Annotated in this window: 15 protein-coding genes; 7 read left to right on the forward strand and 8 right to left on the reverse strand. The window is 59.1% G+C overall.

Annotated elements, in window-relative coordinates; translation table 11 throughout:
• Positions 1-17 precede the first annotated feature (17 nt).
• Positions 18-710: a CDP-alcohol phosphatidyltransferase family protein gene (locus tag Q1B27_RS17555; RefSeq protein WP_299849332.1), complete on the forward strand. Its 693-nt coding sequence runs from the start codon at positions 18-20 to the stop codon at positions 708-710.
• 97 nt (positions 711-807) lie between these two features.
• On the opposite strand, the gene Q1B27_RS17560 is transcribed toward Q1B27_RS17555, so the two are convergent.
• The 7 genes from Q1B27_RS17560 to Q1B27_RS17590 all read right to left on the reverse strand — a co-directional run bounded on the left by Q1B27_RS17560 (position 808) and on the right by Q1B27_RS17590 (position 8,730).
• Positions 808-1,263 (reverse strand): methylated-DNA--[protein]-cysteine S-methyltransferase, encoded by a 456-nt coding sequence (locus Q1B27_RS17560; protein ID WP_299849511.1) that lies wholly within the window; start codon positions 1,261-1,263, stop codon positions 808-810.
• A gap of 207 nt (positions 1,264-1,470) precedes the next feature.
• Positions 1,471-3,420: an acetate--CoA ligase gene (gene acs / locus Q1B27_RS17565; RefSeq protein WP_299849334.1), complete on the reverse strand. Its 1,950-nt coding sequence runs from the start codon at positions 3,418-3,420 to the stop codon at positions 1,471-1,473.
• 83 nt (positions 3,421-3,503) lie between these two features.
• Complete coding sequence (locus Q1B27_RS17570) at positions 3,504-4,259, reverse strand: ABC transporter ATP-binding protein (RefSeq protein ID WP_299849336.1); 756 nt, start codon at positions 4,257-4,259, stop codon at positions 3,504-3,506.
• Positions 4,260-4,276: 17 nt separating this feature from the next.
• Positions 4,277-5,032 (reverse strand): ABC transporter ATP-binding protein, encoded by a 756-nt coding sequence (locus tag Q1B27_RS17575; RefSeq protein WP_299849360.1) that lies wholly within the window; start codon positions 5,030-5,032, stop codon positions 4,277-4,279.
• Positions 5,033-5,044: 12 nt separating this feature from the next.
• A complete protein-coding gene (locus tag Q1B27_RS17580) occupies positions 5,045-6,253 on the reverse strand; it encodes a branched-chain amino acid ABC transporter permease (RefSeq protein ID WP_299849362.1) in 1,209 nt (402 codons plus the stop codon).
• A gap of 3 nt (positions 6,254-6,256) precedes the next feature.
• A complete protein-coding gene (locus Q1B27_RS17585) occupies positions 6,257-7,288 on the reverse strand; it encodes a branched-chain amino acid ABC transporter permease (RefSeq protein WP_299849364.1) in 1,032 nt (343 codons plus the stop codon).
• 95 nt (positions 7,289-7,383) lie between these two features.
• The gene (locus Q1B27_RS17590) at positions 7,384-8,730 is read right to left on the reverse strand and encodes a substrate-binding protein (RefSeq protein WP_299849366.1); all 1,347 of its coding nucleotides are present in this window, start codon (positions 8,728-8,730) and stop codon (positions 7,384-7,386) included.
• 220 nt (positions 8,731-8,950) lie between these two features.
• On the opposite strand from Q1B27_RS17590, the gene Q1B27_RS17595 reads away from it, so the two are divergent.
• From Q1B27_RS17595 to Q1B27_RS17615, 5 genes are all read left to right on the forward strand, one after another.
• Entirely contained in the window at positions 8,951-10,246 is a 1,296-nt protein-coding gene (locus Q1B27_RS17595; RefSeq protein WP_299849368.1) for a helix-turn-helix domain-containing protein, read from the forward strand.
• A 74-nt stretch (positions 10,247-10,320) separates the two neighbouring features.
• Positions 10,321-10,689, forward strand: coding sequence for a response regulator (locus Q1B27_RS17600; protein ID WP_299849370.1), 369 nt, complete (start codon positions 10,321-10,323; stop codon positions 10,687-10,689).
• On the forward strand, positions 10,686-10,991 hold the full coding sequence (locus Q1B27_RS17605) for a hypothetical protein (protein WP_299849372.1): 306 nt from the start codon (positions 10,686-10,688) through the stop codon (positions 10,989-10,991). Before Q1B27_RS17600 ends, Q1B27_RS17605 begins: the two co-directional genes overlap by 4 nt.
• On the forward strand, positions 10,992-13,673 hold the full coding sequence (locus Q1B27_RS17610; RefSeq protein WP_299849374.1) for a sensor histidine kinase: 2,682 nt from the start codon (positions 10,992-10,994) through the stop codon (positions 13,671-13,673).
• An 82-nt stretch (positions 13,674-13,755) separates the two neighbouring features.
• On the forward strand, positions 13,756-14,937 hold the full coding sequence (locus Q1B27_RS17615; RefSeq protein WP_299849376.1) for a FliM/FliN family flagellar motor switch protein: 1,182 nt from the start codon (positions 13,756-13,758) through the stop codon (positions 14,935-14,937).
• 226 nt (positions 14,938-15,163) lie between these two features.
• On the opposite strand, the gene Q1B27_RS17620 is transcribed toward Q1B27_RS17615, so the two are convergent.
• Positions 15,164-16,027 (reverse strand): MBL fold metallo-hydrolase, encoded by an 864-nt coding sequence (locus Q1B27_RS17620; RefSeq protein WP_299849378.1) that lies wholly within the window; start codon positions 16,025-16,027, stop codon positions 15,164-15,166.
• A 431-nt stretch (positions 16,028-16,458) separates the two neighbouring features.
• Between Q1B27_RS17620 and Q1B27_RS17625 the strand changes: the two genes are divergently transcribed.
• A complete protein-coding gene (locus tag Q1B27_RS17625; RefSeq protein WP_299849380.1) occupies positions 16,459-16,668 on the forward strand; it encodes a hypothetical protein in 210 nt (69 codons plus the stop codon).
• Positions 16,669-16,705: the final 37 nt, after the last annotated feature.

Here is a 16,705-nt window from a genome sequence, read left to right on the forward strand (position 1 = left end):
TCCTGCAAGAGGAAAGCATGACACGCGAATTCAAGGCCTTAGCTGTTCATCTGCTGACCGCCACAGGGGCGGTTTTTGCCATGCTGGCCTTGCTGGCAGCCGTGGATGGCAAGTGGAGCCTGATGTTTTTGTGGCTGGTCGTGGCGTTTGCCGTGGACGGCATCGACGGCCCTCTGGCGCGCAAATACCATGTCAAACACTATGCCGCGCAGTTCGATGGCAACCTGCTGGACATGATCATCGACTACATCACCTATACATTCATTCCCGCCTTCGCCCTCTTCAAGTCGGGGCTGTTGCCGGGATGGACCGGATGGTTTGCGATCATCGTGATCACCTTTGCCAGTGCCATGTATTTCGCTGATACAAGGATGAAAACAAAGGATAATTCCTTTTCCGGTTTCCCTGGTTGCTGGAACATGATCGTGCTGGTTCTGTTCGCGATCGAACCTAATTTCTGGATCAGCCTGACCCTGGTTGCCGCGCTGGCAGGGGCGATGTTCCTGCCGTTGAAATTCATCCATCCGGTGCGCACCGAGCGTTGGCGATCAGTGTCGCTGCCGATGACCCTGGCCTGGACTTTCTTTGCGGGGTGGGCGGCATGGGTCGATTTCCACCCGCAGAGCTGGGCGCATTGGGGGCTGATATCAACCTCGATCTACCTGATTTTCGCGGGCATCGCCCAACAGATCATCCCGGAACGCAAATAACCCGGAAAAACGGACAAGGCGTACGTTGCGTACGGCTAAAACGTACGTCAATCCGCCCGGGTCACGAATGACTCGTACGGGCCGTACGTTTTCAGGTTCAGATTAGTAATCCACCGGCCTTTTCGTGTCGCAACAGCCAGACCTTGGTTTCGACCCCGCCCATGCCGGAAAACCCGCCCAGGGTCGTTGCACCCAACACCCGATGACAGGGGATGATCACCGGGATCGGATTACCGCCACAGGCCCCGCCGATGGCCTGCGCCGGGACGTTCAGCTCGGCGGCCAGATCACCATAAGTCCGCGTCTCTCCCAAGGGGATGGCATACATCGCATCACAAACCGCGCGCTGAAAATCTGACCCGTCGACATGCAATGGCAGATCGAAACTGTCGCGTGCCCCTTCAAAATACGCGCGAAGCTGAAGGATCGCTGCTGTGAGTTGCGGTGTCTCAGGCCCATCAGGGTCATCCACCCAACGGACGCGAAAAATCTTTCCGTCTCGGGCGTCAACGGTCAGCGGGCCAATCGGGGTATCGAGTGAAGCGGAGGGCATGACATCAATCTGGCGCGCAAGATCCGAAACCACAACCCGGATCTTGATCAAACATCTGTCCCAAGCGCCAATCCGAGGAGGAGGCCGAAGGCGGACGACGAGACATCATGCGTGCGCGTATGCGCACTCAATCAGATAACAGCGCCTTCAAAAAAGAACCGCCCCGGAAAGGGGCGGCCTTTTTGGCAACGTTTTTTGGCGGGGTGATCAATCCCGGTTCATCCGGTTGTCGATCAGGTCATCGACGACCGACGGATCGGCCAGCGTGGACGTGTCGCCCAATGCGCCATAGTCATTCTCGGCGATCTTGCGCAGGATGCGGCGCATGATCTTGCCCGAGCGGGTCTTGGGCAGGCCCGGGGCCCACTGGATCAGGTCCGGCGAGGCGATGGGGCCGATTTCCTGGCGGACCCAGTTCCTGAGCTCCGTCTTCAGTTCGTCGGTATATTCCTCGCCGCCCATCAGGGTCACGTAGCAATAGATGCCCTGGCCCTTGACCTTGTGGGGGTAGCCCACAACGGCGCTTTCCGACACTTTCGGGTGGGCGACCAGCGCGCTTTCCACCTCGGCCGTACCCATGCGGTGGCCCGAGACATTGATCACGTCGTCGACGCGACCAGTGATCCAGTAATCGCCGTCGGCATCGCGTTTGCAGCCGTCGCCGGTGAAGTAATAGCCTTTGTAATCGGCGAAATAGGTTTTCTCGAACCGTTCGTGATCGCCCCAGACGGTGCGCATCTGGCCGGGCCAGCTGTCGCGGATACACAGCACGCCTTCGACGTCATTGGCCTCGATGATCTCGCCGCTCGTCGGTTCCAGCACCAGTGGTTCGATGCCGAAGAACGGTTTCATCGCCGAACCGGGCTTGGTGGCATGCGCGCCGGGCAGGGGAGTCATCAGGTGGCCGCCGGTTTCGGTCTGCCACCAGGTGTCGACGATGGGGCAGCGCCCGCCGCCGACAACTTCGTGATACCAGCCCCAGGCCTCGGGGTTGATCGGTTCGCCCACCGTGCCCAGCAATTTGAGGGACGACAGATCGCAACCTTCGACAAAGGAATTGCCCTGGCCCATCAGCGCGCGAATGGCTGTCGGTGCGGTGTAGAACTGATTGACCTTGTGTTTCTCGCAGACCTGCCAGAAGCGGCTGGCATCGGGATAGGTGGGCACGCCTTCGAACATCAGCGTGGTCGCGCCATTGGCCAGCGGTCCGTAGACGATATAGCTGTGCCCGGTGACCCAGCCCACATCCGCCGTGCACCAATAGATGTCGCCGTCATGGTAATCGAAGGTCAACTCATGGGTCATCGCCGCATAAACCAGATAGCCGCCGGTGGTGTGGACCACGCCCTTGGGTGCGCCGGTGGAGCCGGAGGTGTAGAGAATAAAAAGCGGGTCTTCGGCATTCATCGGCTCGGGCGGGCAGTCGGCGCTGACGGTTGCCTGAACCTCGTGCAGCCAGTGATCGCGGCCTTCTTCCATCGCCACATCGCCGCCGGTGCGCTGCACCACCAGCATCTTGCAGTCGTGATCGACATTGCTGAGCGCCTTGTCGGCATTGAGTTTGAGCGCGGTGTTGCGGCCGCCACGGGGGGCCTCGTCGGCGGTGATCAGCAGCTTGGCCTCGGACCCGTTCACGCGGGCGGCCAGAGCATCAGGTGAAAACCCGGCAAAGACGATGGAATGGATGGCACCGATCCGGGCACAGGCCAGCATGGCATAGGCGGCCTCGGGGATCATCGGCATATAAAGCACAACCCGGTCGCCCTTGCCGACGCCAAGCGCCTTGTAGGCATTGGCCATCTTGCAGGTGTTCTCAAACAATTCCTTGTAGGTGATTTGTTTGGCAGGCTCATCGGGGCTATCGGGCTCCCAGATGATCGCGGTCTGATCGCCCCGGGTTTCAAGGTGGCGGTCAATGCAATTGGCGGCGATGTTCAGCTGGCCGTCTTCGTACCATTTGATCGAGACATTGCCGAAGTCGTAGCTGACATTCTTGACCGTGGTGAAGGGCTTGATCCAGTCGACGCGCTGTCCCTGTTCGCGCCAGAAGGCTTCGGGATCAGCGATCGACGCGGCATACATCTGGTTGTACTGGTCGGCGTCGATATGCGCGTTGGCGGTAAAGTCGGCGGAGGGCGGATATGTTTTATCGGTCATCTCGGTCCCTTTTCGTTTTTATGGATTGCAAAAATAGTGCCCGCCCCAAGGCAGGAGTGCAACAGGGGGCAGCCACAGAAGCGTTAAATTGCGAGGTATTCGGCGCGAAGCTCTTCGTTTTCAAGCACCTCGGCGGCGGTGCCATCGAAAACGATGCCGCCGGTATCGAGGATGACGGCACGATCGGCCAGTTCCAGCGCCCGCACGGCGTTCTGTTCGACGATGATCGTGGTGATGCCCTGTTCCTTGATGATGCGCAGGGTCTTTTCGATCTCGTCCACGATCACCGGGGCCAACCCTTCATAGGGTTCATCCAGAAGCAGCACCTTGATGTCACGGGCCAGCGCGCGGGCCACTGCCAGCATCTGCTGCTCGCCGCCCGACAGGGTCACGCCCTCTTGCTTGCGGCGCTCCTTGAGGCGGGGGAAAAGCTCGTAGAGGCGTTCGATCGACCAGCCGATGGGCGGCGCGATCTGGGCCAGTTGCAGGTTCTCCTCGACCGTGAGGCCGGGAATGATGCAGCGATCCTCGGGGACAAGGCCGATCCCTGCCGTGGAGGCCTCGTGCGAGGCCATCTTGTGCAGGGGCTGGTGGTCCAGCCAGATTTCGCCGTGGTTCAGTTGTGGGTTGTCCATCCGCGCGATCGAGCGCAGCGTGGTGGTCTTGCCCGCGCCGTTGCGGCCCAGCAGGGCAAGGATTTCGCCCTCGTGGACGTTAAAGCTGATGTCCTGAACGATATAGCTTTCGCCGTAGTAGGATTTCATCCCCCAGACCGACAGGAAGGCGGGGGCGGTTTCGGCAACGTTCTTGCCTTTGGAGAAGTCGGGTTTGACGTTCATCTGCGGATTCCCCTGATTTAGGCCGATTCACCAAGATACGCTTCGCGCACCTTGGGATGGCCTTTGATGTTGTCGGGCGTGTCTTCGACCAGCGGTGTGCCCTGGGCCAGAACGGTGATCCGTTCAGCAAGGCTGAACACCACGTGCATGTCATGTTCGATGATGGCGATGGTGATGTCGCGTTCATCCTTGATCTGCTTCAACAGGTCGATGGTGTTGTTGGTATCGGCCCGTGCCATGCCGGCAGTGGGTTCGTCCAGCAGCAGAAGGCGCGGATTTTGCGACAGGCACATGCCGATTTCCAGCCGCCGCTTGTCGCCCCGGCTCATCGAGGCGGAGTTGAAATGGCGCTTGTCTGCCATGTTCAGGCTTTCGAGCACATGTTCCGCCTGCTCGATGATCGCCTTTTCATTCGACGAGTTTTCCACCGCATGCATGCGGAAGGCGCCGTCGCGCTTGGCAAAGATCGGGATCATCATGTTTTCCAGCACGCTCAGTTCGCCGAAAATCTCGGGCGTCTGGAACACGCGGGAAATACCCATCTGGCAGATCTCGTAGGGTTTGCGCCCCAGCACCGATTGGCCATCAAAGCTGACCGAGCCGGTATCGGGGATAAGCTTGCCGATCAGTACGTTCAGCAGGGTCGATTTACCCGCGCCGTTCGGGCCGATGATGGCGTGGACGCTGTTTTCCTCGACGCTGAGATTCACATCCCCCAGCGCCTGGAGACCGCCGAAGCGCTTGTTGACGTTTTTGACTTCAAGAATGCCCATTCGTCAGTCTCCTTATTCCGCGGGGGTGGATTGAGTGGCTTCGTCTTCGGTCTCGTCCGCGGCCTTTTTGCCTGAAATCAGCCGCTTGATGCGTTGGCCGCCTTCGACAAGGCCACCGGGCAGGAAGATGACGATCAGCATGAAGAGCACGCCAAGGGTCAGGTGCCAGCCCTTGCCGACGAAGGGATGGATCAGCGTGACCATGAGGTCTTCGATCCCGTCAGGCATGAACGAGAACCAGCTGTGCAGGACGTTGTCGTTGATCTTCGAGAAGATGTTCTCGAAATACTTGATCAGGCCGGACCCCAGCACCGGGCCGATGAGGGTGCCCGCGCCGCCAAGAATGGTCATCAGAACGACCTCTCCGCTGGCGGTCCATTGCATCCGTTCGGCACCGGCCAGCGGGTCAACCGCCGACAGAAGGCCACCGGCCAGACCGGCATACATGCCCGAGATGACAAATGCCGCTAGGGTATAGGGGCGCGCGTTGAGGCCGGTATAGTTCATCCGTGTGTTGTTGGATTTGATCGCCCGCAGCATCATTCCGAAAGGCGACCGGAAGATGCGGATCGAGAGATAAAAGGCCAGCACCATGATCACCGCGCAGAGATAATAGCCGGTGTTGAACTGGAAGAGCCAGCCGCCGAGTTCCATTTTGTGCGTGGCGTTCATCTCCATCCCGAAGAAATGCGGGACGTTGGGGCTGCCTTCACCACGGAAATATTGCGGATCATTGTTATAGACCTGAAGGCCGGTTTCGCCGTTGGTCAGGTTGAACTTGGGGTTCGACAGGACCGAGTAGCAAAGCGCAAAGGACATCTGCGCGAAGGCCAATGTGAGGATCGAGAAGTAGATGCCCGACCGCCGCAGGCTGATGATACCGATCAGCCAGGCGAAGATGCCCGAGGTCACGATGCTGAGCAGGATGCCGGGAACGACGCTGTAGCCCAGCAGCTTGAACATCCACACGCAGGAATATGAGCCGATGCCCAGAAATGCGGCATGGCCGAAGCTGAGATAGCCGGTCAGGCCGAAGAGGATGTTGAACCCGATGGCGAAGATGCCGAAGATCACGAATTTCTGCATCAGGTCCGGGTAGCCCGCGTTGAACTGCGCCAGGCCTGAATTCTCGGGGAAGGGGTTGAGGATGAAGGGGGCCAGCATCGCCAGTACGACGACGATCAGCAGCAGGTTGAAGTCTTTCTTGTGTAATCCGAGCATGGCTTATTCCTCCATCACGCCTTTTTTGCCCATCAGGCCCCGCGGACGTGTCAGCAGGATGATGATGGCAACAAGGTAGATGATGATCTGGTTGATGCCTGGGATCGTGGTGGTAGCCCAGGTGGTCGAGGCGAAACTTTCCAGGATGCCCAGCAGGAAGCCAGCGGCGACGGCACCGGGCAGAGAGCCCATGCCACCGACCACGACAACCACGAAGCTGAGGACCAGGAAGTCCATGCCCATATGGTAGTTCGGCGCGTTGATCGGCGCGTACATCACGCCCGCCAGCCCCGCGACGGCGGCGGCGATGCCGAACATGATGGTGAAGCGTTTGTCGATGTTGATGCCCAGCAGCCCCACGGTTTCGCGGTCCGCCATACCGGCGCGCACGACCATGCCGAAGGTGGTGAATTGCAGGAAGGCAAAGACCGCACCGATGATCAGGGCGGAGAAGGCAAAGTAGATCAGCCGCCAGACCGGGTAGATCACCGAGTTGGGTTCAAACCCGAGCATGGCGCTGAAATCATAGCTGCCGCGGAACACATCGGGCGCAGGTGTCGGGATCGGGTTGGCGCCGTAGTAATACTTGATGATTTCCTGAAGCACGATGGCCAGGCCGAAGGTTACCAGGATCTGGTCGGCATGGGGGCGCTTGTAGAAATGCTTGATCAGGCCGCGTTCCATGATGAAGCCGATGGTGATCATGATCGGAATGGAAAACAGGATCGCAAGTGGCACCGACCAGTCGATCAGCGCAGCACCGGTTTCCGGGCCGAACCAGGCCTCGACATAGGGGGTCTGGACTTTCAGCGGGTTGCCCAGAAAGTCGGTCTGGGATTCATCAATCACCTCGTAGCTGAGGCTGAAGATTTTCGACAGGGTAACGGCACAGAAGGCCCCGATCATGAACAGCGCCCCGTGGGCAAAATTCACGACACCGAGCGTGCCGAAGATAAGCGTAAGCCCAAGCGCGATCAGCGCATAGGCCGAGCCCTTGTCGAGCCCGTTGAGAATTTGAAGGATGATTGCGTCCATTGTTCCCACCCGTGGGTTAAGAAATGCAGCGAAAATTCAGAATACTGACAGGCGTTTCCGGCCGCGTGCAAGAGCGCGGCCGGAAAGCTGAGTACTTAGGCGCCCGGGTTGCATTCACCCAGATCGCCGCCGGCGAACATCGGGTGATCAGGTGCGTATTCGACCTGTGCACGCGGTGTTACTTCGACGATTTCCAGGGTGTCGTACTGGTTCGACGGGTTCTCTTTGCCTTTCATGACCAGCACGTCTTTGAAGCACTGGTGATCTTCGGCGCGGTAGAGCGTCGGGCCGTTGCCCAGACCGTCGAATTCAAACCCTTCAAGCGCTTCTGCAACGCCACAGGGGTTGAACGTGCCGGCACGTTCACAGGCATCCGCATAAAGCAGGGTCTGAACGTAGCAGGTATGCGCCGAGTTCGATGGCGGACGGCCGTATTTCTCACCGAAGGATTTGGTGAATGCCTTGGAGCCTTCATCGGTCAGCTGCCAGTTCCAGTTCATCGAGCCGATCACGCCTTTCACGTTCTCGCCCGCACCAGCGGCCATCAGTTCGGAGTAGAGCGGCACGACGATTTCGAAGTTCTTGCCGTTCACTTCCTTGCTCAGCAGGTCGAATTCGATCGCGTTCGAAAGCGAGTTGACCATGTTGCCACCGTAGTGGTTCAGAACCAGGACGTCTGCGCCCGAGTTCAGGACCGGCGCGATGTAGGACGAGAAGTCGGTCGACGCCAGCGGTGTCAGCACGTTCTCGACTGTTTGCCAGCCGACGGCCTCGGTCGCGGCGGCGATCGATTCCTGCTGGGTCCAGCCCCAGGTGTAGTCGGCGGTCAGGTGATAGGCGCGTCGATCCTTGCCGTATTCCTTCTCAAGCACGGGGGCCAGGGCAGCGCCTGACATGTAGCCGTTGAAGAAGTGACGGAAGCCGTTGGCCTTCTTGTCCTTGCCGGTGGTGTCGTTAGAGTGTGTCAGACCGGCCATGAAGATCACGCCTGCCTCTTGGCACAGGCCCTGGACCGCGATGGCCACGCCCGAAGACGAGCCGCCGTTGATCATGATCGCACCGTCTTTTTCGATCATCGACTTGGCCGATGCACGCGCGGCGTCGGATTTGGTCTGGGTGTCGCCGGTCACGAAGGTGACCTTCTTGCCCAGGATGCCGTTGCCTTGCAGCGCCTTCGAGCTGAACGTGCTCATCATGCCGCCGTCGCCTTCACCGTTCAGGTGTTCGACCGCAAGTTCCTGTGCGCGCAGCTCGTCCAGGCCTTCTTCGGCGTAGGGACCGGTTTGCGGTACATTGAAGCCCAGAGTGACAGTGTCGCCTGTCGGCGCGTTGGTGAAGCCCGAATGAGCCGCCGCACGCAGATAAGTCGGCAGCATCAGACCACCGCCGGCAATGGCGCTGGTTTTCAGCAGACCACGACGTGTCAGATTAGATTTGGACATTGATATCCTCCCGTTATGTAATTCGTAGGGAGGGCCTCCTCTGCGCCTCCCCAGATGGCACAGTTGTGCCTGGCGATTATCGCGCAGGAGAAGAAAATTTCGCAACAAATGCTTTTGACGAAACAATTTTTTTGTAAAAAAATGAACAAATTTGGTGATTGGTTTGTAAAAAAGTTTATACAACATGAAGGAAGTCGCGTGAATCGCTGGGAAAATCGGGATGGCGGAAAGTTCGATCATCGGCACAAGAATTCGCGAAAGGCGGGTTCAGCAGGGGATCCGACAATCTGAACTGGCTAAACGGGTCGGCATTTCGCCTTCCTATCTCAACCTGATCGAGCATAACCGACGCAAGATCGGTGGCAAAATTCTGAATCGTCTGGCCGAGGTTCTGGAGGTTGAGCCGTCATTATTGGCCGAAGGGGCGGAGGCCGCGCTGATCGCCACGCTGAACGAGGCGGCGGCGGGCCGTGCCGCACCCCGCGCCAAGGCCGAGGAGTTTGCCGGACGGTTCCCCAGCTGGGCGCAATTGCTGGTCGATCTGCACACTCAGAATGCCATGCTGGAACAAAGTGTACGCACGCTGACCGACCGGCTGGCGCATGATCCGCATCTGGCGGCGTCGCTGCATGACGTGATTTCGACCGTGACGGCGATCAGGTCCACGGCGTCGATCCTGGTTGAAACCAAGGAGCTGGAGCCGGAGTGGCAGGGCCGATTTCACCGCAACATCAACGAGGAAAGCAAGCGTCTGGCAGAGGGGGCCGAAAGCCTTGTGCGCTATCTGGAAGCTGCGCCCGATACCCAGGCCGAGATCAAATCACCTCAGGATGAGCTGCATGCCTATCTGGACGAAAAGGGGTTTCATTTTCCCGCGCTTGAGGGCGATGCCAGCGAAGCCGCCGTGGAGGTCGTCTTGGATGCGGCCCAAACCATCGAGTCCGAGGCGGCGCGTCAGCTGGCGCGCAGTGTGCTGCGGCAATATCGGGAGGATGCCATCCGCCTGCCGCTGAAACAGGTGTTGGATGCGATAGGCCGGAGCGGTCTTGAACCGGGGCTTCTGGCCGGAGACTTGGCGGTCGACATGCCAACGTTGTTCCGTCGTCTGGCAATGTTGCCCGAGGTCGAGATCGGGCCGGTCGGCCTGGCGATCTGTGACGGATCCGGTGCGTTGATCTTTCGCAAGCCGTTACCGGAATTTTCGATGCCGCCGGTTGGCAGTGCGTGCGGTCTGTGGCCGCTCTATCAGGTGCTGGCGCAGTCACACGCGCCCGTGCAGGCGCTGGTCCGGCAGGTCGGGCGCAACGCGCAGGTGGCCCGAGCGCTGGCTGTATCGGAAGAAGTGCGCCCGGCAGGTTTTGACACGCCGGCGTTGATGCGGGCGCATATGCTGGTTCTGCCCGTCGCGGGTGTCGCACAGGGAGCGGCCCGCGATGTGGGTGTTACGTGCCGCATCTGCCCGTTGTCCGGGTGCGCGGCACGGCGTGAGCCGTCGATTATCTCAGGTGGGTTTTGACAGTCGCCGCCGCAACGAGGATAGTTGCCCCTGCGGGCAGTAAATTGATTGATCGGAAGGGGGAGGCCGATTGAATGGGAAAACAGGTTTTACTGATCGAGGACGAACCGAATATCATTGAGGCGATCCGGTTCATCCTGTCGCGTGACGGCTGGGATGTGCGGACGCATTCCAATGGTCAGGATGCCTTTGAGGCAGCGCGCGCACGACTGCCCGACGTGATCATCCTAGACGTGATGTTGCCGGGCAAAAGCGGGTTTGATATCCTGACCGAAATTCGGGCCGATCCGGCGCTGGCGGATACGCCTGTGCTGATGCTGACAGCGCGCGGCCAGAAGAAGGATCGTGAGATGGCCGAGCGCGCGGGCGCCAGCCAGTACATGACCAAACCATTTTCCAATGCCGAAATCCTTGAAACCGTGCGCCAGATGGTCGTGCCATGAGCATAGATCCAAATCCCGGCCCGGTCTTTGTGGAACGGCGGGCCTATCGGAGGCGTCGGTTGGTGGATGCGGCGCGGTTGCTGCCGATCCTTGGCGTGACGCTGGTATGTCTGCCGCTCTTGTGGACCGGTGAGCGGGACGCGCCGACCTCGACCACCTATGCGATGATCTATTTCTTCAGCCTCTGGCTGGCGCTGGTCATCGGGGCGGCGCTGCTGTCGCGGCGTCTGAAATCCGAGGCGAAAAGCGATACCGCAGATGCCGGAGCGGACGCTGTGGGCGGGCCTGCCGGGGACAAATAGATGGCGACGCTCAACATCCTTGTTCTGGTCTGTCTGAGCTACGTGGTCCTATTGTTTGTCGTCGCCTTCGCGGCGGATCGTGCGGCATTGAGGGGACGGGGCAAATGGTTGCGCTCTCCCATTATCTACACTCTGTCGCTGTCGATCTACTGTACCGCCTGGACCTTTTACGGTGCTGTGGGCTTTGCCGCGCGCTCGGGGTTGGAATTTGTCACCATCTATCTGGGACCGACCCTGGTGATGATCGGCTGGTGGTGGGCGCTGCGCAAGATGGTGCGCGTGGGGCGCTCTCAACGCATTACCTCGATTGCCGATCTGATCAGTTCGCGCTTTGGCAAGTCGAACACGCTGGCGGTCTTCGTCACCTTGCTGGCGGTGATTGGCACGACGCCCTATATCGCGCTGCAACTTCAGTCGGTGACGTTGTCTTTCGCGGCCTTTGCCGAAACCGGGCCCGATGTCGGTGAAGCGATAAACCGCGAAGTCACGGCGTTCTGGCTGGCGCTGGGTCTGGCGCTGTTCACCATTCTTTTCGGCACCCGCAATCTGGATGCGAATGAACGCCATCACGGTGTGGTCATGGCCATCGCGCTGGAGGCGGTGGTCAAGCTTTTTGCGCTTCTGGCTGTGGGCGTGTTCGTGGTCTGGGGCTTGTCGGGCGGTGTGTCCGAAACGCTGGCGCGAATTGATGCCTCGAACATTGCCAGATGGGATGTGTCGGCAAGTCGCTGGGTCGGGTTGACGGCCTTGTCAGCGGCAGCGTTTTTGTGCCTGCCCCGGATGTTCCAGGTGATGGTGGTGGAAAACGAGGATGAGGATCACCTGCGCACCGCGGCCTGGGCGTTTCCTGCTTACCTGATGCTGATGAGCCTTTTCGTGGTGCCGATCGCGGTGGTCGGGCTTGACCTTCTGGAGGGGACGAACCCGGACCTCTTCGTGCTTAGTCTGCCGTTGTCGCAGGGGCAGGATGGCTTGGCGATATTGTCGTTCCTCGGCGGTTTCTCTTCGGCCACGTCGATGGTGATCGTGGCGGCGATTGCGCTGAGCACGATGGTGTCGAACCATATCGTGATGCCGATCTGGCTGAACATGACTGGTGGCAATGCGGTGATGTCGGGTGATGTGCGGCAGGTGGCCCTGTTGGCGCGGCGGCTGTCAATCGCCGGGGTGGTGTTGCTGGGCTACCTCTATTTCCGGATCTCCGGTGGTGGCACGGCGCTGGCCAAGATCGGACTGGTGTCCTTTGCCGGTGTGGCACAGTTTCTACCGGCACTTCTGGGCGGATTGTTCTGGCGTGGGGCGACGCGTGCGGGGGCGATGGCAGGCTTGGTCATCGGCTCTCTGGTCTGGCTGTACAGCCTCTTTCTGCCAAGTTTTGGCACCGGGACGATCCTGTCGGATGCAATCATGCATGACGGGCTTTGGGGTCTCAGCTGGTTGCGGCCACAGGCGCTATTCGGGTCCGAGGGGATGGACCCGCTGGTTCATGCGGTGATGTGGTCGATGCTGCTGAACACGGCCGGGTTTATCACTGTTTCGCTGCTCAGTTTTCCTAAGCCGATAGAACGGCTGCAGGGGGCGCAATTCGTCAACGTCTACGATCATTCACCGACCACGGGTGGTTGGACCGGTGGGCTGGCCCAGACCGAAGATCTGCTGATCATGGCCCAGCGGATCATGGGGTCGACGCAGGCGCAGGCATTTTTCGCCAGCGCCGCCGGGCGGCAGGGGATTGGGGGCTATCTGCCCGAGCCCTCGCCGGATTTCCTGCAATCGCTTGAACGCGAGCTTTCCGGCTCGGTCGGGGCAGCGGCGGCCCATGCGATGGTAGGTCAGATCGTGGGCGGGGCGTCGGTCTCGGTCGAGGATCTGATGGCGGTGGCGGATGAGACGGCGCAGATCATGGAATATTCCAGCAAGCTGGAGGCGAAATCGACCGAGCTGACCCGCACCGCGCGGCAATTGCGCGAGGCCAACGAGAAGCTGACACAACTGTCACGGCAGAAAGATGCGTTTCTGAGCCAGGTCAGTCACGAGCTGCGCACGCCGATGACGTCGATCCGGGCGTTTTCGGAAATTCTGCGCGATGCCGATGGGTTGCAGGCGGAGGAGGCGGGCAAATATGCCTCGGTCATCCATGACGAGGCGATCCGGTTGACGCGATTGCTGGATGACCTTCTTGATCTGAGTGTGCTGGAGAACGGTCAGGTAAGCCTGAATGTGCAAACCGGCACGCTTGGGGATTTGCTGGACCGGGCCGAGGCGGCAGCAGGTGGCAATTCGGGTGAGCTGGAGGTGCGTCGTCAGCGCGGTGACGAGGGCATAATGCTTTCGACCGATCTGGACCGGCTGGCGCAGGTTTTCATCAACCTGATCGCGAATGCGCGCAAATATTGCGATGCGAAGACGCCGGTTCTGACGATCGAAAGTCGTTTGTCAGGTGAAATGTTGCTGGTGGATTTCATCGATAACGGAACGGGCATTCCCACCGACAAGCAGACCGTGATTTTCGAGAAGTTTTCCCGCATCGGCGATACCAAGGCGGGAGGGGCAGGCCTGGGCCTTGCGATTTGCCGTGAAATCATGGGCCGGTTGGGCGGGCGGGTGACCTATCTGCCGGGGCAGAGCGGGGCGGCGTTTCGCGTCAGCCTGCCGGTTGAACAGCGTGTAGCCGCACAATAAATTCCTAATCTTAAAGAACTTCGTAACCATCTCTCTTGTAGGGTCGCGCTTACGGCAGCCAGAATGGGCAGCGGCGGAACGCATGGGTATAGAAGAAAAAAAATCAATTATTCACCGCAAGGCGAAGGGTGGGCGCGATGAATTCGACGCCCGTGTCATGTCGCCTGTCAAGGCATTGCGTCTGGCACTGGCCAAGGTGGCGGACAAGATGTTCGGGCTGGCGGTGACGGTCACCACTGTTGAGCAGGTGAAGCTGCCGCATAAGGCCGTGCAGGCAGAGGTCGGGAATGACGGGTTGCTGCTGCTGCTTGACGGTGCGGCGGGCGCACGCGGTGCGGCCAAGGTCGACACACAGTTCCTGACCGCGTTGATTGAGGTACAGACAACCGGCACGGTGCGCCGTTCGGCCGGTGATGCGCGACCGGTAACACGTACGGATGCGGCCATCGTGGCGCCGCTTCTGGACGCGGTCATGCGCCGGTATGACGCGCAGTTGACCGAAGCAGATCCCAAACATGTCGAAGAGAATTATCGCTTTGGTGACATGATCGAAGAGGCGCGCCTGTTGTCGTTGGCGCTGGAAGCGCCGGATTATGATCTTTATCGTTTGACGCTGGATGTCGAAGATGGCGCCAAGACCGGCATTCTGAAATTGTTGCTACCACATCGCAAAGTCGTGCCTGCCAAGGAAATCAAAAGCAATCTGCATCGGGACGGTGCGGTCTGCCTTGAAAAAAGCGCGCTTGAGGCGCAGGTGGCCATGGATGCGGTCCTGTCGCGGATCAGGCTGCCGTTGAAAGAGATTTGTGAATTTGCCCCCGGTATGCTGCTGCCTCTTGATGCGGAATGCCTGGCGAAAGCCCGGCTTGTGGCAAGCGGTGGGCATGTCGTGGCACGGGTCCGGATGGGGCAGATGAACGGTATGCGCGCAGTTCGTTTCATCGCACCCGCCAGTACTGACAAATCCAAGCCACCCGAAAAGCCAGACGAAAAACACCCCCAACTCTCCAAAGATTCAGGCATGGCACCAATCCCGGCCTTGCAGGATGACGTGCTGGAAGGGTTGGCGCAGCCAGTTCCGGATTTGCAGATGGCCGAAGACGCTTCGGCCGATTTGTCGAAGGATGCGCCGCCGCTGGAAATGGTACCCGCCATAGGCAAGGCTGCGTCTGACGACCCCGAGGCAGATGCGTCTGATGAATTAAGTACCGCAGATTTGATGCTCGCTGCTGCAGCGCTTCAGAACCACAGCGAAGATGCCTGAGCCTCTGGCGCGAAAGGCGCATTTACAAGCCAACTGCCAGAGTGAGTAACGCTGCGCATTCGATTGGACTTGTTCAGTACGGATAACTGCAATTTTGTACATCGTGGAAAGCAGTGGGAACCAACGGTCGAGATCCTTCGCCCTGCCTGAAAATGTGGCTCCGTACGCCAAGTCAGGAAAATTCCGCCCCCCATCGGGGCGTGGCGCCTTTTCTATACAATTGTCGTCAAAGCTTGTTGACCGGAACCTTAAGGAAAACATCTCCGTCTTCATCGGCGGGTGGCATCTTGCCGGCGCGCATATTGATCTGAAGCGAGGGGATGATCAGCTTGGGCATCGGCAGCGTGGCATCGCGAGTATCGCGCATTTCCACAAAATCCTTGCAAGAGGTGCCGCCGCCCACATGAACATTGCGTGCCTTTTGTTCGCCAACGGTTGTTTCCCAGGCGAATTCATCGCGCCCCGGAGCCTTGTAGTCGTGGCCCACGAAAATCCGTGTCTCATCCGGCAAGGCCAAGATTTTCTGGATCGAGTTGAACAGCAGTTCCGACGATCCCCCGGGGAAATCGCAGCGCGCGGTGCCGAAATCCGGCATGAAGAGCGTGTCACCGACAAAAGCGGCCTCGCCGATCACGTAGGTTAGGCAGGCGGGTGTGTGGCCGGGCGTATGCAGCACGTCGCCACGAAGTTGGCCGATGTGAAAGCTGTCGCCCTCCACAAAAAGCTGATCGAATTGTGAACCATCGCGCTGGAACTCGGTGCCCTCATTGAAAACCTTGCCAAAGGTATCCTGCACGTCGCGAATCCGGTCGCCGATCCCGATTTTGCCGCCAAGACGCTCTTGTATATACGGCGCGGCCGAGAGGTGATCGGCATGGACATGGCTTTCAAGAAGCCATTTCAACTCGTAATCATGACCGCTGATATGTTCGATGATCCGGTCTGCTGACCTGGTATCGGTCCGGCCCGAGGCGTAGTCGAAATCCAGCACCGAGTCGATGACCGCGCAGGCACTGCCCTGCGGGTCGCGCACAACATAGGAAATGGTGTTGGTGGCATCGTCGAAAAAGGCCGTTACGTCTGGTGACATGCGTTCCTCGTTCATGTGGATGGTGTCAGATGATGTATATCCCGAATTGAAACGGCAGGATTGACCTGTGTCAAGGTGACCCTGCGGTTACTGGGGCAGATTACGGGCCGGTGGAGGTCTATCATAGTCTGTTCCGAGCCGTGCCGCGAAGTGTCTGTGTGCAAAGTGATTGTTCTGAGTCGGCCGAAATGCCCGAATCTCTTCTGATCGGATTTGGTGAGGTGCCGGGATTTCTGCCGTGTTCAAACCTTGGGATGGGCATTTTTCCGCCGAGCAACTTGTTGTTCTAACTGTCATAATCTTGTGAAAAAGCCATGCAATACTCGTTTAGACGCCGTTAACTTTTGGATGGTTCACTCGATGGATTGTTCGGCTGGAAAAATGAGACAAATACCGCTATGGTTGTATAAAAAAGCCTGGGAGATACTATTATGACAAATCTGAATTCACGCCTCGACCTGCTGATAAGTAAAATCAAGCAGGAGAGCCCAAGTGCCCGGTTCCGGTTGCAGCCCCAACTGAACCGTCTGATCAGCGAATTCGAGGCAGAGGGCAGGACGGTAAGACGCGACACCCGGTTGCTGAACGAAGAATTGCAGAACGAGGCAATTGAAGCTCAGTTTGACAATATGCCGGTCTGAGCGCCATTGCCCGGCGCTTGCGTGAGCCTGAAATCTT

The organism is uncultured Roseovarius sp. (assembly GCF_947489715.1).
Classification (GTDB): Bacteria; Pseudomonadota; Alphaproteobacteria; order Rhodobacterales; family Rhodobacteraceae; genus Roseovarius.

Bases quoted from the DNA above. Each gene is read 5' to 3' on its own strand.
- Q1B27_RS17555 (WP_299849332.1), top strand. From the start codon at position 18: ATGACACGCGAATTCAAGGCCTTAGCTGTTCATCTGCTGACCGCCACA.
- Q1B27_RS17560 (WP_299849511.1), bottom strand. From the start codon at position 1,263: ATGCCCTCCGCTTCACTCGATACCCCGATTGGCCCGCTGACCGTTGAC.
- acs (WP_299849334.1), bottom strand. From the start codon at position 3,420: ATGACCGATAAAACATATCCGCCCTCCGCCGACTTTACCGCCAACGCG.
- Q1B27_RS17570 (WP_299849336.1), bottom strand. From the start codon at position 4,259: ATGAACGTCAAACCCGACTTCTCCAAAGGCAAGAACGTTGCCGAAACC.
- Q1B27_RS17575 (WP_299849360.1), bottom strand. From the start codon at position 5,032: ATGGGCATTCTTGAAGTCAAAAACGTCAACAAGCGCTTCGGCGGTCTC.
- Q1B27_RS17580 (WP_299849362.1), bottom strand. From the start codon at position 6,253: ATGCTCGGATTACACAAGAAAGACTTCAACCTGCTGCTGATCGTCGTC.
- Q1B27_RS17585 (WP_299849364.1), bottom strand. From the start codon at position 7,288: ATGGACGCAATCATCCTTCAAATTCTCAACGGGCTCGACAAGGGCTCG.
- Q1B27_RS17590 (WP_299849366.1), bottom strand. From the start codon at position 8,730: ATGTCCAAATCTAATCTGACACGTCGTGGTCTGCTGAAAACCAGCGCC.
- Q1B27_RS17595 (WP_299849368.1), top strand. From the start codon at position 8,951: ATGGCGGAAAGTTCGATCATCGGCACAAGAATTCGCGAAAGGCGGGTT.
- Q1B27_RS17600 (WP_299849370.1), top strand. From the start codon at position 10,321: ATGGGAAAACAGGTTTTACTGATCGAGGACGAACCGAATATCATTGAG.
- Q1B27_RS17605 (WP_299849372.1), top strand. From the start codon at position 10,686: ATGAGCATAGATCCAAATCCCGGCCCGGTCTTTGTGGAACGGCGGGCC.
- Q1B27_RS17610 (WP_299849374.1), top strand. From the start codon at position 10,992: ATGGCGACGCTCAACATCCTTGTTCTGGTCTGTCTGAGCTACGTGGTC.
- Q1B27_RS17615 (WP_299849376.1), top strand. From the start codon at position 13,756: ATGGGTATAGAAGAAAAAAAATCAATTATTCACCGCAAGGCGAAGGGT.
- Q1B27_RS17620 (WP_299849378.1), bottom strand. From the start codon at position 16,027: ATGTCACCAGACGTAACGGCCTTTTTCGACGATGCCACCAACACCATT.
- Q1B27_RS17625 (WP_299849380.1), top strand. From the start codon at position 16,459: ATGACAAATCTGAATTCACGCCTCGACCTGCTGATAAGTAAAATCAAG.